At 44.6% G+C, this 22,179-nt stretch carries 19 protein-coding genes and 1 pseudogene; 7 read left to right on the top strand and 13 right to left on the bottom strand.

All coding sequences use genetic code 11. The features are described 5' to 3' along the window. The first annotated feature begins 171 nt into the window (after nucleotides 1-171). From DTA23_RS21680 to DTA23_RS21670, 3 genes and pseudogenes are all read left to right on the top strand, one after another. A complete protein-coding gene (locus DTA23_RS21680; RefSeq protein WP_112376006.1) occupies nucleotides 172-1,266 on the top strand; it encodes a zinc-binding dehydrogenase in 1,095 nt (364 codons plus the stop codon). Then, nucleotides 1,266-1,871, top strand: a pseudogene (locus tag DTA23_RS29625) (MFS transporter); the annotation flags it as partial. The gene DTA23_RS21680 and the pseudogene DTA23_RS29625, both read left to right, overlap by 1 nt. 103 nt (nucleotides 1,872-1,974) lie before the next feature. Further along, nucleotides 1,975-2,547: an MFS transporter gene (locus tag DTA23_RS21670; protein ID WP_254667745.1), complete on the top strand. Its 573-nt coding sequence runs from the start codon at nucleotides 1,975-1,977 to the stop codon at nucleotides 2,545-2,547. 344 nt (nucleotides 2,548-2,891) lie between these two features. Here DTA23_RS21670 and DTA23_RS21665 read toward each other — a convergent pair whose 3' ends face one another. After that, the gene (locus DTA23_RS21665) at nucleotides 2,892-3,236 is read right to left on the bottom strand and encodes a mechanosensitive ion channel (RefSeq protein WP_172462489.1); all 345 of its coding nucleotides are present in this window, start codon (nucleotides 3,234-3,236) and stop codon (nucleotides 2,892-2,894) included. A 525-nt stretch (nucleotides 3,237-3,761) separates the two neighbouring features. Here DTA23_RS21665 and DTA23_RS21660 point away from each other — a divergent pair. Next, the gene (locus DTA23_RS21660) at nucleotides 3,762-3,977 is read left to right on the top strand and encodes a hypothetical protein (protein ID WP_070568130.1); all 216 of its coding nucleotides are present in this window, start codon (nucleotides 3,762-3,764) and stop codon (nucleotides 3,975-3,977) included. Between the two features lie 334 nt (nucleotides 3,978-4,311). Continuing rightward, nucleotides 4,312-5,853: a RagB/SusD family nutrient uptake outer membrane protein gene (locus tag DTA23_RS21655; RefSeq protein ID WP_112376003.1), complete on the top strand. Its 1,542-nt coding sequence runs from the start codon at nucleotides 4,312-4,314 to the stop codon at nucleotides 5,851-5,853. Nucleotides 5,854-5,942: 89 nt separating this feature from the next. Here the strand turns inward: DTA23_RS21655 and DTA23_RS21650 are convergent, their stop codons facing one another. From DTA23_RS21650 to DTA23_RS28040, 6 genes are all read right to left on the bottom strand, one after another. Beyond that, on the bottom strand, nucleotides 5,943-6,599 hold the full coding sequence (locus tag DTA23_RS21650; protein WP_070568136.1) for a response regulator transcription factor: 657 nt from the start codon (nucleotides 6,597-6,599) through the stop codon (nucleotides 5,943-5,945). An 85-nt stretch (nucleotides 6,600-6,684) separates the two neighbouring features. After that, entirely contained in the window at nucleotides 6,685-7,512 is an 828-nt protein-coding gene (locus DTA23_RS21645) for a CheR family methyltransferase (RefSeq protein WP_070568139.1), read from the bottom strand. Then, a complete protein-coding gene (locus tag DTA23_RS21640; RefSeq protein ID WP_070568142.1) occupies nucleotides 7,509-7,883 on the bottom strand; it encodes a response regulator in 375 nt (124 codons plus the stop codon). Before DTA23_RS21640 ends, DTA23_RS21645 begins: the two co-directional genes overlap by 4 nt. Nucleotides 7,884-7,966: 83 nt before the next feature. After that, nucleotides 7,967-11,581, bottom strand: coding sequence for a response regulator (locus DTA23_RS21635; RefSeq protein WP_112376002.1), 3,615 nt, complete (start codon nucleotides 11,579-11,581; stop codon nucleotides 7,967-7,969). Nucleotides 11,582-11,719: 138 nt separating this feature from the next. Further along, a complete protein-coding gene (locus tag DTA23_RS21630; RefSeq protein WP_218565440.1) occupies nucleotides 11,720-12,982 on the bottom strand; it encodes an FAD/NAD(P)-binding protein in 1,263 nt (420 codons plus the stop codon). A gap of 257 nt (nucleotides 12,983-13,239) precedes the next feature. Then, the gene (locus tag DTA23_RS28040; RefSeq protein ID WP_218565439.1) at nucleotides 13,240-13,431 is read right to left on the bottom strand and encodes an NAD(P)-binding protein; all 192 of its coding nucleotides are present in this window, start codon (nucleotides 13,429-13,431) and stop codon (nucleotides 13,240-13,242) included. Between the two features lie 206 nt (nucleotides 13,432-13,637). Between DTA23_RS28040 and DTA23_RS21625 the strand changes: the two genes are divergently transcribed. Beyond that, nucleotides 13,638-14,105 (top strand): PA2169 family four-helix-bundle protein, encoded by a 468-nt coding sequence (locus DTA23_RS21625; RefSeq protein ID WP_167450487.1) that lies wholly within the window; start codon nucleotides 13,638-13,640, stop codon nucleotides 14,103-14,105. Nucleotides 14,106-14,220: 115 nt separating this feature from the next. Beyond that, nucleotides 14,221-14,685 (top strand): hypothetical protein, encoded by a 465-nt coding sequence (locus DTA23_RS21620; protein ID WP_112376000.1) that lies wholly within the window; start codon nucleotides 14,221-14,223, stop codon nucleotides 14,683-14,685. A gap of 306 nt (nucleotides 14,686-14,991) precedes the next feature. On the opposite strand, the gene DTA23_RS27260 is transcribed toward DTA23_RS21620, so the two are convergent. The 6 genes from DTA23_RS27260 to DTA23_RS28030 form a co-directional block, all read right to left on the bottom strand. Further along, complete coding sequence (locus DTA23_RS27260) at nucleotides 14,992-15,141, bottom strand: hypothetical protein (RefSeq protein ID WP_172462488.1); 150 nt, start codon at nucleotides 15,139-15,141, stop codon at nucleotides 14,992-14,994. 64 nt (nucleotides 15,142-15,205) lie between these two features. Beyond that, nucleotides 15,206-16,228 (bottom strand): glycoside hydrolase family 53 protein, encoded by a 1,023-nt coding sequence (locus DTA23_RS21615; RefSeq protein ID WP_112375999.1) that lies wholly within the window; start codon nucleotides 16,226-16,228, stop codon nucleotides 15,206-15,208. 36 nt (nucleotides 16,229-16,264) lie between these two features. After that, nucleotides 16,265-17,317 (bottom strand): DUF5111 domain-containing protein, encoded by a 1,053-nt coding sequence (locus DTA23_RS21610; RefSeq protein WP_172462487.1) that lies wholly within the window; start codon nucleotides 17,315-17,317, stop codon nucleotides 16,265-16,267. A gap of 111 nt (nucleotides 17,318-17,428) precedes the next feature. Continuing rightward, nucleotides 17,429-18,994: a RagB/SusD family nutrient uptake outer membrane protein gene (locus DTA23_RS21605; RefSeq protein WP_112376553.1), complete on the bottom strand. Its 1,566-nt coding sequence runs from the start codon at nucleotides 18,992-18,994 to the stop codon at nucleotides 17,429-17,431. A gap of 32 nt (nucleotides 18,995-19,026) precedes the next feature. Then, nucleotides 19,027-20,208: a TonB-dependent receptor domain-containing protein gene (locus tag DTA23_RS28035; RefSeq protein WP_218565438.1), complete on the bottom strand. Its 1,182-nt coding sequence runs from the start codon at nucleotides 20,206-20,208 to the stop codon at nucleotides 19,027-19,029. 49 nt (nucleotides 20,209-20,257) lie between these two features. After that, nucleotides 20,258-22,009 carry a SusC/RagA family TonB-linked outer membrane protein gene (locus DTA23_RS28030; protein ID WP_218565437.1) on the bottom strand — a complete coding sequence of 584 codons (1,752 nt, stop codon included), beginning with the start codon at nucleotides 22,007-22,009 and terminating at the stop codon, nucleotides 20,258-20,260. Nucleotides 22,010-22,179: the final 170 nt, after the last annotated feature.

Below are 22,179 nucleotides of genomic sequence, written 5' to 3'. Positions count from 1 at the left end.
TAATGGAATATCAAAGCTAAACAATCACGTGCTAATTAAAAAATTTACCTTAAAACGAATCTCATTAATTTTGATCAATCGTTGACCTTATTCACAAAAACTTAATCATTTGAAAATATAGTATAAATAAACTTTGTTTAGTATCACATAACTTATGTATTTTTATGCAAAATGAAACAACTAGCAACATATTACGTTTTTGATCAAGCTAATACGACGCTCGCTAAAGTGAGCAAACCTGTTCCACCTTTGAAAGATGGCGAAATTTTGGTCAACATACGCTATACCACTCTTTGTGGTAGTGATCTTCATACCTATTGTGGGTTGCGAAACGAACCATGTCCTACGATTTTAGGTCATGAGATTGTGGGCGTTATCGCAGCGATTTCTTCTGATCATAGCGGACTTGATGCACGAGGCAATCAGCTACAGATTGGCGACCTAATTACCTGGACTGTTTTTTCCAGTGATCCCAATAGTGCCAATTATCAGCCGGAGATTCCGCAGAAAAACGATAAGATCTACAAATATGGTCACCGTCAGATAACCGAAATGGATGACCTTCATGGTGGATTGGCAACCCATATCATCTTACGGCCAAATACCTGCATACGAGTACTTCCAAAAGATATCTCTCCTGCAGTAGCTGCCACCATCAATTGTGCTGTTGCTACTTCGGCAGGAGCCCTTCGCCTGGCAGAGACCATTACGAAAAAAAACATTCATGTTGCAGGCATTGGATTATTGGGACTGGTTAGCATTGCCATGTGCAAGGAAATGGGTGCTAAAAGTATCATCGCTTCTGACATTAATCCTGCACGTTTAGAACTCGCTAAAAAATTTGGCGCGACAGCTACAATAGATCTACGTGAAACCACATCCAGCACAGCATTAGAAGCTACAGTTATAGACCGATTTATCGACATGAGCGGCTCGCCAGAGGCGATGGAGCTTGGCATCGATACGTTGGGGCTCCATGGGAATGCTGTTCTCGTAGGTGCCGTGTTTAAGCAGCGCGCTACTGGGATAGACGCCGAAAAAGTAATTCGAAAGATGCTCACGATCAAAGGACTGCATAATTACAACTATACCGATTTCTCTGTCGCTGTAGACTTTATCATTGAAAACTGGCAAAAGTATCCCTTTGAATCATTGATCGAACGTGAATTCCCACTTGCTGAAGTCAATGATGCAATAAGCTATGCGTTAACGCACAAACCAATACGAGCAGGTTTATTCGTCCACCCCTCAACGGAGCAGCTTTAATGGAAAGAAAATTTAGAAAAGATCAGTGGAAAATGTTGTTTGTAACCATGTTTTGTTACTTATTCTTTTACACAGGTCGACACAATTTTGGATGGGCAGCAAGAGGTATTGCCAAAGAGCTAGACATCAGTTTTCAGCAAGTAGGCTGGATCAGTTTTACAATGTTAATGGGCTATGCGATCGGCCAGCTCATCAATGGAAATCTAGCCGATCGATGGAGTCCCAAAATGATGATTGTCGCTGGAGGAGGCTTGTCCATTCTCTGTAATCTCGCCATCAGTTTCGCTGGTTCTTATACAGCTATTTTGGTTCTTTGGACGCTGAACGGTTATTTCCAATCCATGGCATGGGGCTCAGGAGGTAAGCTTATTTCCAATTGGTGGAGCAGCTCCGAACGTGGCAAGGCTTTTGGCTTTTATACCATGGCTGCCGGAAGCTCCTCCGTTTTGACCTTTCTGATGGCTTTGGTACTCGTCCAACAGGAACAAAGCTGGCGTACCCTATTTCGCTATCCTATCCTATTTCTCGCCGGCGCATTATTGGTCTTTCTTTTTGTCGCATACAGCGACCCTAAAAAAAAGGCTATACTCCTGCTGACAAAAAAGAAGGAATCACGGATCAGGAAGACACATCAGAACAAGTTGCAGCATCAGAAAAACAAGAAACTGGAAGCAGTCCTATCTGCATGTATTTCAGCATCGCAACTTTATGATCGCTTCGCTCGCCATCGGTTTTCAAAGTATGGCACGGTATGGTTTAATCTTTTGGGTACCGATCCACTTTTTAGGCAACAACTACAAAGAATCTTCAGGCAATATGTGGTTAACCTTACTCATCCCCATTGGGATGGCCCTTGGTGCTGTTTCTTTCGGATACATTTCAGACCTCGTCTTTAACAAAAACAGAAGTAAATCGATCGCTGCGGGTATGATGATCAGCTGCATTATTGCCCTTCTCATTTATTTGGTACCTATTCACAATCACCTCCTGATGGGCATACTCATGTTTACCTCAGGATTCTTTGTGTATGGTCCGCAAGCCAATTTCTGGACCCTGAGCCCAGATCTGCTTGGAACCAAACTTGTTGGAACAGGTATCGGCGTGATGAACATGTTTGCGTATGTATTTGCGGCCGTTGGTGAACCTTTGTTTGGTAAGCTGATAGATTACACAGGCAACACGGCCAATATATTTCTTTTTTTTGCATTGATATGTGCGATATGTGCAACAATCATTGGTTTTGTCCGAAGTCCAAAATCAATATCAAATAAAAAGCCATGATAAACCGAAAAAAATTCTTAAAAACTTGCAAAAATGCGTACCGACTTTGACACAGCTCCAACCGAGAAGTTGATGTTAGACATCAGAACTTAAAATTCGGTGTTATCACCGATCTACATTACGATCTGATGCAGGATGGGGACCGCCGTGCTCAAAGCTTTATCGATGCAATGAACCACGAACAACCCGACTTTATTATTTCCTTAAGTGATTTCTGTCTTCCCAAAGGAGGACATTCTACCCCATTTCTTCAAAAGTTGACTCTAGTAAACTAATGTGCTGATGCGACCATCAGTCAATAACATGGTAAAATAATCTTCTCTATTTGATCAGGCAGAGCAACTTTAATGATTGGGTTTCACTTTTGTTTCGCTATTGGTTTGATTGAGCATTACCTGTTGAATCGGCAAAGCCATATCGATACCTTCATCAGCAAACGCGTTATAAATCTTGGTTAATAGTCCGCTCTTGACACTACCACCGTCTTTAGATATTCTGACCCAAAAATAGAGTTCGACCACCACTGCCTGTGAGGTTACCTGTGCAAACTGCACAGCAGTACCCCCAGAAGAGAGAATCTGCTCGTCCTCATCCATTATTTTTTTGAGCAACTGAGTTACCCTTTCAAGATCTACCCCATATTTTACCTCAAGCCGAATGCAGAGACGTTTTTTTGCCCCGAGAGGCAAGTACTTGGTTAGTTTTTTTTGGTGCCCGCCTATTTAAGCAGGTCCATACTTAATAACTTTGCATCCATACGATGCATCATTAGAATTTTATTTTTGATTTTACCGATCCTTGATTAAAAAATGGACCGGCTATTCGCCAATTGGTTACAAAGCAAAACTATGGCTTTCCGCAAAAAGGCTTTGCAACGAATAATTAAAAGAAGGGTAAAAATGTTTAAAACCTGTTATCAAGGACATCTCTAATTGATTTTAGCTAAAGATTCAAAGCCAACCTTTCGAACGAAAACAGCAAGTCTATGGGAAAAGCCTTTCGGGAAGGCCTATACAATGCAGCGATCAGCACGCTACGAAAAACAATTTAACGGAAAAAAATAATTTCTTATAATTTTTCATCTTTTGAAGAAATATCAACAATATTTCACATCTTTGAGTTGATTTATACAATCGTTTGAATTAACCATTTAACGCATATTTTGGGTAATCTTACCCAACCTATTTTTTAAAGAAAAAAACGAACCAAACTTAATGGAATATTTTTCACTATTGAAACATCGTTCTGATGAAATCATTAAATTCATCGCTAATTGCGGTATATTTTCTTTACTTCTTAAAAATGGTCAGGTAATCCATTTTATACCGGACAATCCCGATCATTTTATGGAATGGTTGGGTAGCAAAGGCATCAAAGATATTAAAAGACAACAAACTAATGGGTTACAGGAAGAAGGGGCTGCTGTCTGATATTTTTCAGCGGTATAGCTCTAACGGTTCCGACACGGATAATATTTGTATTTTTATTCATCGTCTTTTTGTTTTATTTTCAATACGCAGATCAATAAAAAGTTGAGCATAAAAAATTTCTTTATCCTATAAACTCCCGACAGAAAAATTAGGCCTTTCCAAGGTTCTGAAAAATGCCAATCTTTCCCTTATCGGCAGAAACCTCTTTATCTGGACAAACAACAAGGGCGTTAATGTAGATGGAATCGGACAGGATGGATTCAATTACCCTTCCTACCGTATTATTTCAGGGAAACTAACCTTCAATTTTTAACCTAATCAGACAAAGTAAAACATGAAGAAGATATTTTTTGGCTTAGCCGTTCTTTTCTCACTAGGCTCATGCGAATCGATCGGATTCGATGACCCCTCGACATTGACGAATGCCGAAGCCATAGAAAAGATAAAAAGTTTGGGTTATGTACTCACAACAAGCAGTGTACAGACCGCCTTTAATACCACGACTAACAACGCAGGTGGTTCCCACTTTAGTCTTTGGGCAGACCAGTCAACCAATACCAACGGTAGCCAGTCCTGGTGGGATTTTGCGAACGAACCGCGCCTGCGTCTCAACAACAATTCGGCTTACCGCGGTAATGCAGCTGTTCGTGAGGTGTATTCCAATTTTTATCAATCCAATTTGGATGCCACCAAAGTGATCGACCTGATCGAGCATCAAAAGTTAACGATCTATGATGACAAGGGTGCCGACCGAACCAAAGACTACCTTATTGGTGCCTACTATGCAAAGGGTGTTTCCCAGGGTTACCTGGGCGCAATATTCGACCGCGGACTGATAGTCGATGACGTCAACCTTAAACTCAAGGAGTTTCCCAATTCCTATAAAGAGCTGATCGAGAATGGCGTCAAACATCTTGATAAGACCTTGCAGCTTATTGCCGAAACACCCAACCTGAATTTTGATTTTTTAAAGGGGATCACCATTTCCAAAGGCGATCTCGTATTACTGATCAATTCGCTTTCTGCCCGGATTCTTTCCTCGGTAGCACGGGATAAGACCGAAGCAGAAAATCTGGGTTCCCCGTATTGGAACAAAGTTCTTACCTATGCTAACAAGGGCTTTACCACCGATTACACCATCACCACTACCGTGGGCGGCTACTACAATGCACTAGTGGACGTACTCGAACGGCCGTACGGAACGGCCTCCTATGTTCCTGCTGATATCAAAATCGCCTATTTGGCGGATAAAACAAAAAAAACACCCACAGCTTATCCAACCAACAACAGCGTTATCTTGGGTCCTATTGAGTCTGATGATAAACGTTTCTACCAATATTTTACCTACACCAATAACTTTGGTATTCTACTGGAAGCAAGGGGAAGAGGACTATTCAGCAATTACATGCGTTCGCGGTGGATGTATCCCAAATTGTCTACCCTCAATGTCGCCGGCGCTGTCAATCCTTACTTTTTGGCTGAAGAAACACGCTTATTGCGGGCAGAAGCAAAATACTGGTTGAAAGATTACGATGGCGCTGCGGCTGAACTGAATGCTTCTACAGCCTCGCGCAAACAAAAAGGTGGTCTTCCCGATGTGATAGCCACTGCTAGTGCACTTCGCGACGCGATTCATTATGAATATGCCATAGAAATAGATGGAGCAGGCGGTACTTTTGTACCCTTCACGTTCATGCGGAGAAATGATCTGCTACAGGGCGGCACGCCGACCCAATTTCCGATACCACAGATTCGACTGGAACTCATCGGGGAACCTGTCTACACCTTTGGCGGGAAAGACGCTGCCGGTGAAAAAGGCAAGTTCGGTGAGCTCGGTACAGCGCGGGACAATGGCTGGAAGCCAGCTTCTCCTTAAACAGCGGCAACTAACCATAGCTAATAGAGGCCTTATGTTTTCTGCGTTGTACCAAACAATGCGAAAACAAAGGCCTATTTTTCGTCTGCTTATTGCAAAAGCTTCTGCTGAAAAGCGAAACGGATCAAATCTGCCGTATTCTTACTTTTTGTCTTATCCATCAAGTTCTGGCGATGTCCTTCAACGGTTCGTTTGCTTAGAAAAATTTTATCCGCAATCTCCATTGCAGTGAAACCCTGGGCAATCAGTTCCAGCACAGCAAACTCCCGATCGGAAATCTCATACTGTGCCAGGCGCGAACCTACATCGACCGTAGCACTGCTCTCAACATTATAATCTTCCATAAAGCGCAAACCGAAATTGGTCATCAGATACTTTTGACCTTGCGCCAAGCGCAATAAGCCAAACAAGATCTCATCATAATCGCCACCCTTGGACAGATAGCCGTCCGCTCCGCTCCGAAAAGCTTCGGCTACCTGAGCGGGCTCTTCAATCATGGATAATATGGCAAACTTAACATCCGGATAGATTTTTTTGGCCATACGGATAAAACTTATGCCATCCATCCCCAGCATATTCACATCAGTTAAAACCAGATCCGGCAATGTATTTTGTTCGAGGTAGATCAGTGCATCCTCCGCACTATCTACTTCAGCTACCACCGTAAGCTTGTCGTGGGTATCAATTATCAAGCGTATCCCATTGCGTACAAGCCGGTGGTCATCAACTAAAAGAATTTTAGTCATTTTTCCTCCAATCCTACTAAGATACTTTATTTTTTTAAATAAGTTAATTTTTTAATACTATCCAATTAAAAAAAAGTAGTCCATTCTACTTGACCTTGCGCCATATTTTTTCGTTTCCTACCTGATCATAGTTGGGTGCCAGCGCAGAGAAGCGCAGCGTCTCTTGACTGCCTAAGGCAAGGTAACCAAATGTCTCGAGGCTTTCATCAAAGAGCGATAATACCCTGGCCTGCAGCTCTGTGTCAAAATAGATCAGCACATTGCGACATAGAATCAGCTGAAAAGCATTAAAAGAAGCATCATTCACCAGATTATGCGAAGCGAATACAATTCGTTCCCGCAATGCGGGATTGAGTTTCACCCAGTTATAATTCGCGGTATAGTACGATGAAAAATCAGCTTTACCACCTGAAAGCTGATAATTTTCAACATAGGATTTTAGATTTGCCATCGGGATAACAGCCTTCTTTGCCTGCTCGAGCACCGAGGGATTGATATCGGTGCCGTAGATCAGCGATTTGTGCAGCAGATTATGTTCCTGCAATAGAATGGCCAGTGAATACGCTTCTTCACCTGTTGCACAGCCAGCTATCCATATACGGATAAAGGCGTAGGTGCGCAATTTGGGTAGGATTTCCTGGCGAAGATGTGCAAAAAAGCTAGGGTCACGAAACATTTCGGTCACATTGACCGTCATCTTTTCGACAAATCGCTGCAGGTATTCCGGATCGTGGACAACACGGTAACGCAGTTCGGCAAAGCTCGCAAAATTATCCAGCAGGCAAAGTTGGTTGATTCGCCGCGATAAGGAGGCTTTCGTATAATGGGTAAAATCGTAACCATAAAGACGCTCCACATCCTCCATCAGCATCATCACCTGCTCTTGGCTGACAATTTTTTTTCCCGTAATCATCTTTTTATTTCCCCTATTAGCTGCACCAGAAGTTCAATATCTATCGGTTTCGAAATGTAGCCATTTGCTCCTGCAGCCAGACATTTTTCACGGTCGCCGGTCATGGCTTGTGCCGTCACAGCGATGATAGGCAATTCACAGGCATTCTTTGTTTTCCGAATCAGCTGAGTGGCTTCATAACCGTCAATCTCGGGCATCATCATATCCATGAGGACAAGGCCTATGCCGGCATGATCCCGTAACTGAGCAAGTCCCTCTTCAGCAGACAGGCAGCCTATCGCTTGAAAACCTCTTGACTTCAGGGCCAATTTCAATGCAAATATATTGTTCTGATCATCGTCGATAATCAATATGATTTTGTTCTTATCCATGCAGTTTTAGTATCCCCCTATTGTCTATATATAACACCTTACTAATAATCTATCCATACATCATCCTTATATTTATATACCTATTATCCATACATCCACACACGAAGTAGGGACAAAAGCTGATCAATATCCACCGGTTTGGATATATAATCAGACGCTCCTGCGGCAATACATTTTTCCCTATCCCCCATCATTGATTTGGCTGTAACAGCAATAATGGGCATGTTTTCGTATCGCTGATCTTGTCGGATCGAAGCTATCGTTTCGTAACCATCCATTTCGGGCATCATCATATCCATCAGGATCACCGCTACATCCGGATTATCTTCCAGCTGTTTCAGCGCATCTTTTCCGTCCGTTGCCGGGACCACGGTCATCTGATATTTTTCGAGCGCCTTAGTGAGCGAGAAGATATTTCGGATATCGTCGTCCGCTACAAGCACCTTTTTACCCTGCAGAACATCCCGCAAAAAGCCAAGTCTACCCGGAGATTTGGTAGAAGGACCATTATTTTCCTCTACGAGATGTAGAAATAAACCCACTTCGTCCAAAATACGCTGATAGGAATTAGCCGTTTTTACAATAATAGAATCCGCATACCGTTTTAATTTCATTTCCTCTACCTGCGAAAGGTTCTTACCGGTAAAAACAATAATCGGCAGATTTTCAAGACCCTGATTTCGTTTTACAGCTTCCAATGTCTCGTAGCCAACACGGTCTGGAACACCCATATCAAGTATCACACAGTCGGCAGTGTCTGAGCTCAGCGCCACAATGCTATCATCTACATTGCTCTTGATCTCCGAGGCAATGTCAAAACTTCCGAGGAAGAGCGACAGCGCTGCCGCATGTTTGGGATTTTCTTCAACAATAAGTACTTTTTTGGGATGCCGCGTGAGGGCATCTTCTATTTTACGGAACATATCACCCATCTGCTCCAATGCCATCGGTTTATTGATAAAGTCTATGGCGCCCTGCAACAGACTTTCTCTCTTAACCTGTAAAGAAGACATAATATGCACCGGTATATGTCGAGTCTTGGGGTTTTCCTTGATCTCAGCCATTACCTGCCAGCCATCTTTGAGCGGAAGCTGAATATCCAGCAGAACGGCTAGCGGCATATAACGGGCCACCATCTCAGCCGCGATATCACCACGGACGACCACGATACCCTTGTAGTTTTGCTGGCGCGTATATTTCAGCAGAATCTTTGCGAATTCAATATCATCCTCAACAATCAAAATAAAGCGGTCGCCTTCGACGATACTATCGCGATCATCGGGAATATCGGCTGGAATAGGTATCTCCAGTATCTTTTCGGCAGGCAAGTTCACTGTTTGCGAAGTTTGCACTACAGCTGTAGATGCCCCTGCAGGCAAGTCTAGCTCTATCGGTGACAATTGCACCGTGCCGAAAGCAGCTGGCGTGGCATCCGAAATCTGCGCTGGAAGGATCAGCCGGAAGATACTGCCTTTGTTTTCTTCGCTATCCAGCAAGATTTCACCTCCGAGCAGACGCGCCAGTTCCCGACTGATCGAGAGCCCCAGTCCAGTACCCCCAAATTTGCGGCGTGTAGAACCGTCTGCTTGCTGAAAAGCTTCAAATATCAGATGCTGTTTGTCTTTCGGTATTCCGATTCCCGTATCGCGCACTTCAAATACGATACGGTTTCTCTGCGACTGTTCGCGGTCAATATGCAAGGTAACCTTACCCGAAGCTGTAAATTTGATGGCATTCGACAATAGATTACGTAAAATCTGATCCAGGCGCTGCTTGTCTGTTTCGAGCTGCAGCGGCAGTCCCTCCGCAACGTTCATTTCTAATCCGAGCTGTTTGTCGGCGGCGATTGGTGCGAACATAGCCGTCAGCCCGTTCAATATATCGGCAAAAAATACAGGCTGTACATCCAGATCCATTTTCCCGGATTCAATTTTGGAAAGATCCAGAATCTCGTCTATCAAGGTCAGCAAGCTCTTTCCCGAACTTTGGATCACAGCTGCCGATTCCATCTGTTCTTCATTCAGGTTACCATCTGAATTTTCGGACATCAAGCGTGAAAGTAACAGAATTGAATTGAGCGGTGTACGCAGTTCATGCGACATATTGGCCAAAAACTCAGATTTATAGCGCGTACTCTGTTCAAGCTCCGCCGCCTTTTTCTGTATTTCCTGATTGCGTTCGGCAATCTCCACATTTTTATCCTCCAGCAATTTGGAGCGCTCTTCCAATTCCCGGTTAGACTGCACCAATTCCTCCTGCTGTACGCGGAGTTCCTCTTCCGAAGCCTGCAGTTTATGGGTATGCATCTCAAGGCTCGAATTGAGCGATTCCAGTTCGGTATGCTGTGCCTGCAATTCTTCGGTCTGTGCCTGGGTTTCTTCCAATAAATTCTGTACCACCAGCCTGGCTTGGGCCGCCGCAAGTGTCGTACCCACCTTTTGCACAGCATCCCTAAAAAACGCCAGCTGAATGGAAGAAAAAGGTTGTAGTGAGCCCAGCTCCATTACACCGATACAGTCGTTACCATCAAAGACAGGCAGTATAAAAAGGTTGTTCACCAGTACCTTCCCAGCAGCAAAGCTGATGACATAATGGGTATCTTCGAGGTTTTCGAATAACTTTTCTTTCTTGTCTTTAAAGACCTGGCCGACCATGCCCTCACCTGGGGCGAAGCGTTTACGTTCGAGATCTTCAAGTCCATAGGATCCCCTTAAGACAAGCTCATCTTGTTCCATCAGGTATATGGCGCCGTTTACACAGTTGCCATATTTTGTCAGATGGCCCAGCGTGACAGCCGTAAGCTCTTCCTGCTGTTTATTACCCATCAACAGGTTACCCAGCTGGGTTAGACCAGCTTGATGCCAGTTGTTATTATTGAGTTCTTCAAAAGATGTTTTGAGCGAACGCGCCATTTCATTGAGGGATCCCGTCAGGCTGCCCAGATCGTCCTGTTCGCCATCCTGAATCTGCATATCATAATGCCCGGCTGCTATCTCCCGTGCGATACGCTGGGTAATGCTCAGCCGCCGCTGTATCTCTTCATCTTTACGTTTCAGGTCATTCTGCAGCTGCTCCCGTTGGAAGAAATCCGCTCGCAGGCGGAAGTAAAAGAACAGGGTAATCAATAAGGATACAGCAGCGGCCAACAAAACAAAGATAGAGGTATAACCCGAAGAGCGGCTCAGTTCTTCCGAACGCTTATTGAGCAAAAGTTCTTCACGATCGATAATTTTGCTGATCAGTAAACGGCAACTGTCCATATAGGTTTTCCCCTCCTCAAGCTGCGATACGGAGACCATTCCACCACGCTTTTTGATATTGACCAGGTTTTCAAGCTTTGCCAGTCGGGATTGCACGAGTGTGGATAGCGTATCGATTATATGCTGTTGCTCGGGATTATCGGAAGTAAGGTCGTGCGCACGGCTCAGCGATTGGGGCAGCGACTGAAGGCCGGTTTTGTAAGGATCCAGAAACTTGTCCATACCTGTAAGCAGGAATCCGCGCTGGCCAGTTTCGGCATTCTGCAGATCCTGCAGAATTTTGTTGACACGGCTCATGACACGCCGGCTGTGGTCGACCATTGCACTATTATGGTTCTGCTTACGAATACTAATATAAGAAGCCGTTGAGCTCGCTAACAGGATCAACAGGGATATTCCAAAACCTATCTGCAGGTTTCTTAAAATAGTTTTAGGCATGCTTTTTCATCAATTGAGTTAAGACTATGCCAACCGATGGTCTAGATGGCGGCCAAATATAGCAATAGGGAGCCTAAATTAAATCCTACGCCCCCGGGCCTCAACCATCTTACCGTATTTTAACAAAAAGTTGCGTATTTATCCGCTCTCCGCAATCTTCCCGGCAATGATAGCCGATGTGGCGGCGCAAAAATCAAGGCCTGAATAATCCGGATTATAGCCGCCCATATAAGGCACGGCCATCATAAAAAGACGTTGACTGGCGCTACCGCCGTGGTCTACCAAACGGAAGCTGTCATCGATCTTTACTCCGGGTACCTGCAAAAAAATAGCGCCATCCGGTGCCACAAACATGTGGTCATTGCCTGCCAGCATTTGTTCCTTGGCCTGTTCCACGGAGCGAAACCGTAAGTAGGCTGGGCTAACATGGCCGTTGTCGACCAAACTCTTGAATGGAAATTCTTCAAAGTTTAACGGTCGCTGTCCCACACAATCCACAAATGTCTTATAATGCGATTTTATTTCGATCCCTGATTCATCGGTATAAAAATAATTGGCGCCGCGATCGTGCGCAGGCTCAACCCGGCTTTCGGTACCAACATTGACCACCTCCAGCCGACCAGCATCGTGCAGCGCGAGCAGCTCGCGACTAGAACTCTGCGGCACAAAAGCGATGACAATAGAAATCAGCGGCATGAGTACTTTTTTTAAACGCAGCATATCTTCGGCAGACATGTACTTGGCGGGATAATTTAAGGTGAAACTCAAGGCAGAAAGCACTTCCTTCCAATAGATGGATTGGCGCCTTTTAATAGATTTCAGCGCTTGTTCGTGCTCCTGGCGAAATCCCTCGAAGGCATCTTTCTGTTCCCTTAAATGGAGTACTGCCTCTACAAAGTCTTCCAGGCTGAGCTTTTCCACGACTGCATAAAAGTCGGGATCTCTTTCCTTGAACTGCGCTTTAAAATTGCGCTCAAACAGAAAATCCAGCGAGACGAAACCCTCATTCTCTAGCCTGTTAAGCATCAGCTCCTCTTCGGAGATCACCAGGTTATTGGCCAGGAAAGGTTCTTCCTGATGGAAGCGGATCGCAGGAAGCAGCCCACTGCGGGTATGCATCAATATCTTAAAATTTTCGCTTCCCGGGTCGATCTCATACCTTAGCTCTCCTGTCTCCAGGGCTTCAAAAGAACCATTGTGGCGAGCCAGCGTACGGATAGCGTCGATTGCTGTGAGCGAAGCACCGCGTATCCCGACGGCGTGATTGGTTTTTAAGGCCAACTTGGACGGTGGATAGGGCGATTCGAAATAATGTTCGACATTGCCCTCATACTTGGTTGGCCACTTATGTCCGGTACAGATGACTACCTTGTCTACGATATAGGTATCGGTGCTGCCCACCGTGATTTTAACCTGCGCTTGGCCTTCGAGGTCAATAATATCAGTAACCTGGCTAGCGAGGTGAACCTGTGTTCAATGCCCTGTTCATCCGCCATCCGCTTCAACAACATAAACTGCTCCGACAGGTAGCGGCGAGGAGCAGCCGTGGAAACCATTTGTAGCGATTAAAATAGTCCACATCGATTCCATAAGTACGGAGCGTGGCCTCCGATAGGGATTGAACATAATCCTCAATCGTCGTGACCAATGCGGGGATTTCATGATCCGATACATTCGTCAAGTGCTCCGGTGTGGCACTTCGTAGCTGTAAGGCATTCCTGCCCCAATTGTTTTCGGGATTCGAAAATAGATACCTTGAGACCGGCGATATTCCTTTCGATCAATCTTTTGTACATAAACAGGCCACTGGGTCCACCCCCGATAATGGCTACATGAATGTTTTGTTGCATAGTTTTCGTTGCCTGCCTAGTGGACAGTATTCGGTTTTAAGAACAAGGATAAATTGCAGAAAGTTTTAGACAGATTTATTCCCCTGCAATAAAAAATGGGATAAATACGGGCTACGATTTAAATACCTGAATCTCGAATTCTGCAAACGATCATGCAACGCCTGCTGTTTTTCGAATAAACAAAAATGATAACAAATAACAATATTATGGAAAACAACATCAACAATCCGGAGATCATCAACGATATTATCAAAATCAACAACGACCGCATCGAAGGTTATAAAAAGGCAATTGATCTAGCAACCAGCCACGGCTTGGATAGACTAGTACCAACATTTCAAAAATTTATTGGACAGTCGGAAGAATTTATAGCCGAATTGACACCTTATGTTGAGCTTGAGGGCAAAGAACCGACAGACAGCACTATGCTGAGCGGTAAGCTTTTCCGCGCCTGGATGGGCATAAAAGTGAATATCACGGGAGATGACGAAAGAAGTCTGCTTGAAACCTGTGAGCAGGGCGAAGATGCATTCAAATCCACCTATCAAACCGCTTTGGCTGATGGATCGGAAGAACTCTCGCAAAATGTGCATAGTTTGATCAACACGCAGCTCAGCAAGCAGCTTGAAGCGCACAATATCATTAAGATGCTGCGTGACAGCAAAACCATCTAACTTTAAATTGTAATTTTCTTTTTCACAAAAAATACCGAAGTGTATATTGCTTCGGTATTTTTTTATGTTTAGACTTCATCATTGACTCATCTTAGCCAAGAATGTAGCGCCGCCTTTGCTGATTGCTTCCATTTCTCCCGAACAGAGATTCCAGTCGACAGATTTCCTGCTTGGCTATGTACCGAAATATGATACAGACCGGGCTAAACTTACCTTAACGCTGCGTCAATCGTATACACCGTGGAAAATTAAACTCAATAAACAGTTTACTTATCATCCCTTGCGTACCGGTGCTTATCTCAATACGACATTGGGTAAACAATTTTGGTATAAAGAACCTGACAAATACCCGAATAGCTATTATCGGTTTTCGACCAGGCTACGCATCAATATCTTTGTAGGACAGGACTTCAGTTATAAAATAAAATCCAGCAACTCTTATTTTGAAGGCGTAAAATTCTATTATGATCTTCATACCAGCGATCTTTACCTCGTTAGCGCCGTACAGAAAAAGTATCTTACATTTGATGATTATATTGGCCTCGGCCTAGGTGTCAAGCTACAGATTAGGAGAAAATAATGCACAAGAAAGGCTAGATCGATATCGATCTAGCCTTTCTGTTAAAATACAATCAACTCACTAACTTACTTAAGGTATCATTTAAACAAAAGCTACGGTCAAAACGTTTTAGAATTTACAGTCTGTACAGTTAATACCCCCTCTTTTAAATCTTTGCACTTCGCCTTTATCTGAATCCTTCCCGATTTTCTTCCCCTGCCTAAACGATCAAGGCAACATCCTGCAGATCGTGTGACCGGTCCAAGGGCCCGAAAATAGCCCAATCATGCGGTACCGTGACTTTTTTCCAGGCCTTATCATCCAATGCTACTGACTCCCATGAACAACCTCACCTTGAAAAAAACGCCAGTTTTTCTCCAACAAGAAGGATTGCCGTGCAGACTGTCCGTACGAATTGCCCGGAACAAGTAGGAATAAAAGAAACAAAAAGTAAGTCGTACGCAGTAATCTCATCATCAAATCAGGTGTTTATAGTCTACAGTTCAATTTTTTCATTGTCATTCAGCGGTTTAAATATACCTTATTTAAACGCATTCAATGCTTTTGTTGGGCGCCCATTATTGTCAAATGCACCTAGGGTATAACCATTCCACCCACCATACGCCAAAGGCTCCCAATAGAATATACCCAGTACTTTCTGATCGGGCACACTATTGACCGCGTTGAAAAGATCCTTTAACCATATTTCAGCACTATCTGCTTCATCCCAGCTCATCCCCACCTCGCAGATCATCACTTCTGAATTGTATCGGGCAACCATATCTTTGATGTTACTGATGCAGGCCGCATTGCGCTCTTCCCAGTTTTCTGGGGTCGGATAAAGTGACATCCCAATTACATCCCATTTCCCACCGTTTTTTTTCAGACCGTCGAACATCCAACGAAACAAGTCATTGTCAAATCCATTATGCAGGTGTACGATCACTTTTGCTGCCGGAAACACCGCTTTTACCGCATCATAACCGGCATTATTCAATGTGGCATAATTAGCCATACTGACAGAGGCTTTTCCATCTTCCCAAAGCATTCCGTTGCCCGTTTCATTACCGACCTGCACCCATTCAGGTGAGATACCACTATCTTTTAGCAATTGAAGAACCTCCGTTGTATGATCACTAACAGCCTTCTTTAACCCATCAAACGATAAGCTCTTCCAGGCGGCAGGCTTTGTCTGCTGTCCCGGATCCGCCCAGGTGTCACTGTAATGAAAATCCACCATAATACGCATGCCCAGATGATGCGCCCGACGAGCTTTCACCAGTACGTCATTCTTGTTGCACCAGCCTTGTTCGGGATCTACCCAAACACGCAGACGTACCGCATCCATCCCCAGTCCACGCAAGATTTTCAGCCCATCCACTGCGCTGCCTCCTGCATTAAAAAATTGCATACCTGAGGCTTCCATTTCGGTAATCCAGCTCACATCCGCACCTTTTGCCAAATGTGTTTTAGGTATATCCACCTTAAGATTATCTTTGTCGTGGCAGCCAGACAAGCCCAAACACAAGCCTATCAGGGCCAACATTATTTTTATTTTTTTCATCCGATTATTTCATTTAAGAACCCGTCCCTATCTATTTTATTCCACATGATATTTGAATTGTTTTGGATCGCTTAGATCAAGAATCAAGGTATGTGTACCGATCTTATCATAAGCGAAGCCAGTTCCATCGGCCGTATACAAAGCACAGTTTCCATTGCCCTCTGCTGCACCAAAAAACCAAGTCCAGCTGCCATTGATCAATACCTTAATTCCCCATTGTTCGGCTGCCGTTGTCGTGATGGTTGCTTTCCAAACCTTCGCCGTCTGGTCATATACCATTGGTGTTGCTGTCGCACTCCAACCATTAAAATCGCCCGTTACCGTCAAGGATTCTACGGAAGTTTCTTTCCAGGCCAACTTATTGACATCGGCTGTCAAGTATAAGTATCCACCTTTACTCGTCCAGCAATTCCAGCGATCAGCTCCACTATACAAAATATATTGGCTACCATCCAGGGGATAAGAACCATAGATGAGCGGTGCACTCGCACTTTCCGCATTGGTTAAATAAAAATTATACCATTGGTCGAGACGCACAAAACCGTCATAAAAACCATCTTCCTTTCTCGAACACAGTTTCCATGGAAATTGCGTAAACTCTTTATTAGATAGGTAGAGATAGGCAGCATCCTCCACGGGCTGATAAGCGGTCACAGTCAGGGCGATCACAATACTGTAGAGCCAATCTGTATTGGTTCCCAATCGTGAAGCAATACGGACATAAAACACGTTCTTTTCATCGGGCAAAAATCCCATTCCCGTGACAAGGTTATTCAATTGTTCATGCGTATAGCTGAGCGAGCTTGCTACCTGCTCGATACTTTTGGTGACAGCAGAAAAAGATGGATCAGCAGCAATTTCTATCTTATTTTTTAAAGCCGACTGAGCCATTGGTTCATCGCTGGCCAAAATCGCTTCATCCCAGACAAGCTGCAGCGCTACGGTCTTGCGGTCAGTAGATTTTAAGACCAGTTCTGTTGTACTGCTGTACAACACTGCAGGTTTTATCCCACTGACAGCAGGTGTCCCACCCTCCTTTTTACAGGCAACGAAAAGCAACACCAGAATATAGAGTGTCAATTGTTTCATAGGTATCATTATCTTTAAAAGTCCATATGGGAATACCTGGATACCCTCCGCAGCATGTTTGCTCAAATAGCAGTATATCCCCATAGATTTAGTTATTAATGCCAGCCAGCGCTAGTAGCCAGGATTTTGGATCAAATTCGGATTAGCGCTCATATCGGTGGTTGGAATCGGATACAGATTGAATTTCGCATCCACAGAGCGGCCGTTCATGTCACCACCTTTCCATTGCCAGAGGTAATCGCTACCGGTAAATTTCCCAAAGCGAATCAGGTCTGTGCGACGCGTACACTCCCAAAACAGTTCACGGCCGCGTTCTGCAAGGATAAAATCCAGTGTCAGCTGCGCCTGATCAATGGCTCCGGCCGAACTACCATATCCCCGCTGACGGATACTGTTGACCAATTTGATCGCTTCCTGTACACTTCCTCCGCCACCGCGCAGTACAGCCTCAGCATACATTAGATACACGTCGGCCAGGCGGATCATCGGGAAATCAGTACTGACCAATCCTTCATCTGTCGTATAGGTACCATCATCTTTCAAATTTGTAAACTTAACAAGCCCATAGCCCTGGCTCGAGGCAGCGGGATCTTCGACATCCAGGGACTGGCCATTTTTCCAAAAATCACCTCTTTTGTCTTCCACCTGAAAGAGTGCCACAAATTCGCGAAGTGTACGAAAACTATTCCAGCCGGAAAGCACACCGTAATCCGATGATTTCATGCTCCCAACAATAGGGCCGTTGACAAGATAGGTTGTCGCTCCCCAAGTCGTTGTATACGCTACATCGGCCTCTATCGGGAAAATAATTTCATTGGTCCGCTTATCATTATCAGCATTAAATACCTGCTTATAATTCGCATTTAAGGAATATCCGGCATCAATCACTTTTTTCGCATAGTTCAGGCATTCGGCATTACGTGCTGTGCCCGTATAGACCTGCGCATTCAGATAATTCTTGGCCAATAGGGACCAGGCGGCAGCACGGCTTACCCGGCCATACTCATTTTGACGTGCTTCCGGTAAGATCGTTTCGACCTCTGTCAATTCTTTTTCAATAAATGCAAAGAGATCAGCCCGTGTCATCCGTGGTGGAAAAAATGCAGCTACCGGATCCTTTTCAGTCACAAAAGGAACGTTCCCATAAAGGTCCATGGCATGACTATAGGCCAATGCACGCAGAAAACGCGCTTCGGCTGCGAACTCCAAAATTTGTGCCTGCTCGGCCGAATTAAAAGTCGCCAGCTTCTCTGTTGTTGCATTCCGTAGAAATTCATTACAGATGGCTACCGTATAATAGATCCGATAATACATGGCATTGACCCAGGTATCGGAAGCTCCCCAGGTCATATACTGGATATCGGTCATATTGTCGCCTCCTGCCCATGTATAGATCACCTCATCAGTCGGTACCTCCTGCAAGTTAAAGTACACCCGAAGGTACCCCCAAGAAGCCGTGCTGCCCGCCATATCCGGATCGGCATCACCACGTCCATTGCCCGCAACGGCAAATGAGGCATACAATTTAGCAAGCACAGCCCGGTAACCATCCACAGAGGTGTATACCGACTCCGAAGTAGTTTCTACAGTGGGATACTGGTTTAAGTCCTTTGTACAGGATTGCAGCAATGCGATTAAACACAACAATCCAAAACAATATCTTTTTATATTTTTCATCGCTATATAAGTTTTCTTTTTTGAGGTAGCCATTAAAAATCCATATTGAGACTCAAGGAGAAAGTTCTTGAGCGTGGGTAGAACGAACTGTCGAAGCCACTCGGAACCTCAGAGTCCATACCGCTATATTTGCTCACAATAAAAATATTCTGAGCTACCGCACCCACACGTAGATTGGAGATCTTACCCACCTGACCAAAATTATAGTTCACCGACACGTTTTCCATCCGAAGGAAGGAAGCATTTTCGACGTAAAAATCCGAATAATACTGTCTGGTCTGGAATTGGGTATCCAAGTAATCCCGATGTAAGTTATTGATCGACGCATCCACATATTGAACTGTTTCCCAAGCACTAAGATTCATTTTGGTATTATTGAATACGTAGTTACCCAAATTTGCGCGTAGTGTCGTTGCTGCTGTCCATTTTTTGTAAGTTAACTGCGTATTGAAACCAAAGAGCCATTTTGCCGCGGGCGATTGATAGCGATACAAGTCTTTTTCGTTGATCGCTCCATCACCATTCAGATCCGCATATACACCTTCGAGCGGCTTGCCAGCCTCATTGTACAACTGTTTGTAGACATAAAACATGTAAGGCTGATACCCCGTTGTCAGAATCTGTATACCACGGCCACTGACATTCGGTCCCACATAAGTTCCTATGGCATTCGCATCCTGCGCCAAAGCTATATTGGTTACTTTTGTATGCTGATTAGTCGCATTGAAATTGACTTCCCAGCGCAAATTATCCTTTTGTATGGGCACGGTATTCAATTGAAATTCGAAGCCACTACTTTCAACATTACCTACGTTGATAGTCGCGTTCTGATCAAAATTGGTTCCTGCGGCTACAGGCACATTGGCCAATAGATCATGTGTTTTTCTTGTGTAATAGTCAATTGCACCAGACAGCCTGTTTTTCCAGAAAGCGAAATCCAGGCCGTAGTTAAATGCTTTGGTCGTTTCCCAGCGTAAGTCCCGATTGTAAACCGATGGTCTATACACCAGATGGTACTGATCGCCGAAACGATACTGTGCATAGGCTGTTCCCAAATTGTATACCGGCAAATATTCGTAATTTCCGATTCCTTCCTGCTGCCCTGTAACACCGTAACTCGCCCGGAGCTTTAGATCGTCCATGAAAGAGATTCCTTTCATGAAAGACTCCTGCGAAAGACGCCAGGCCAAGGCGACTGAGGGAAATGTCCCCAACGGTTTTCGGGACTGAATCGGGAAGTTCCATCCTTACGGACCGTAGCGGTCAATAAATAACGGCTATCGTAATTGTAGTTGATCCGTCCGTACCAGAAATCAGCGTATGTCGTTCGTCAGATGCAATAGCAGTCGAGCGTATATCACCAGCTTCGTTATAGTATACTATAGGTGGCCGTCGGGCACTCCAATATTGATAATCGTGACCTGCTGTCACATCAATTGTACTTTTAATTTCCGGGAAGAACTTGTTATAGTTTAGATAGCCTGTAAACAATTTATTTTTAAGCGTCTGTTCATAACGGTCAAAAGAGCCTCCAATCGTAAAATTATTGGCCGCACTTGCCGGAATAAGATTCGATCCATTCCCTTTGGCATAGTCATATCCGAGTGTTACGTGCGCTTTCAGTTCAGGCAGCGGATGGAATTTATAATCGAGGTCAAGGTTACCCACGGCTCTATTGACTGTACTACGGTGTTTTTCCTGCTTGAGCAATCCCAGTGGATTGAGGTTTGCACCTGTTGCCGGAAGACCCGCATTATCCAAACTCTCGTAATAGCCGCCATAAGCATCTGCCCCAGAATAAATCGGTTGCGTAGGATTAAACGCTACAGCAGACCATATCGCATCGGTATTGGCAAATGCGTTGTTGTTATGGGCACCTTTAACATTTAAATTTACGGTCAGGTGTTTATTAAAAAAAGTGGGATTTAACACCAAAGCGCCCGTCACGCGCTCCGTTTTGTCGGTACGCAAAGTCCCTTGCTGATTATAATAGCCCACCGATGTACGAAAAGGCAAGGTTTTACCGATCTTTCCCTGTAGACTTAAGTTATTATCCGTCCCCATGGCATCCTGAAAAACCTCAGACAGCCAATCTGTTGAGGCATTGCCCAATAATGCCTTTTGGGCAGTGCTCCCTTTGGTATTGATGAGCGAGGCAAATTCATCGCGCGACATCATATCAGCCACTCCCATAGCCTGCTGCATGGACACGATTGAAGAGAAAGAAAGCCGTAAAGCATCTCCTTTACCCTTCTTTGTTGTTATCAATAATACCCCGTTTGACGCTCGGGAACCATAGATAGCTGTCGATGATGCATCTTTGAGCACTGTCATGCTTTCGATATCATTCGGGTTGATCAGACTGAGAAAATTGCCACTATTGCCGCTAATACCACCAGTCTCTAGCGGTACACCGTCCAATACGATCAATGGATCGTTGCTGGCACTCAAGGAGGCTCCCCCACGGATACGTATCGTACTCCCGGAAGAAGGAGAACCGCTGTTGGACATCACCTGCACACCAGCTGTTTTTCCATTGATCAGCTGTTCGGGAGAGCCGACAAGTCCACTGTTAAAATCCTTGCTTCCAACCGTATTTACGGCACCGGTTAGATCCTTTTTTGTCGTACTACCATATCCTACGATGACGAGCTCTTCCAGCACATTTCCCGCAGGCACCATGCTGACATCCACGGATGTTCCCCCTACAACCGTCAAGGTTTGGCTACTGTAGCCTACAACAGAGAATAGAAGCTGGGATTTACCCTTGGGCAATGAGATACGGTACGAGCCATCACTCGCTGTTGAAGTGCCCACCGTAGTTCCGGCCACCAATACAGTAACACCTGCCATCACCTGCCCATGCTCGTTGCGGACCACCCCACGGACATCCTGTTGTTGCATCGACCTGATCCACTTGCTTTCCCCTTTCGTTGCAGCATAAAGCTGCGTTTCCCCAAGACAGGATAGCAAGGACAAGCCCAATAAACTTGTTTTAAATGCAAAACCCTTCATTGTTTAAAATTTAGATGTGTTTATAATTGTTTTCTTTCCCTTTATTATATTTTTTGTACTCCTTATCGCTTTATTTAAGCATTCCCCTAAAAAACGCCGTCGTTTTTTCAGGTCGTCGTCCTGCTCCAAAACTTGATCCTTACAGCCTGACGGATTATTATCCATGCCCT

This window comes from Sphingobacterium multivorum, assembly GCF_900457465.1.
Lineage (GTDB): Bacteria > Bacteroidota > Bacteroidia > Sphingobacteriales > Sphingobacteriaceae > Sphingobacterium > Sphingobacterium multivorum.
The sequence above is the reverse complement of the archived record's forward strand: the minus strand, read 5'-3'. Positions and strand labels throughout refer to the sequence as shown.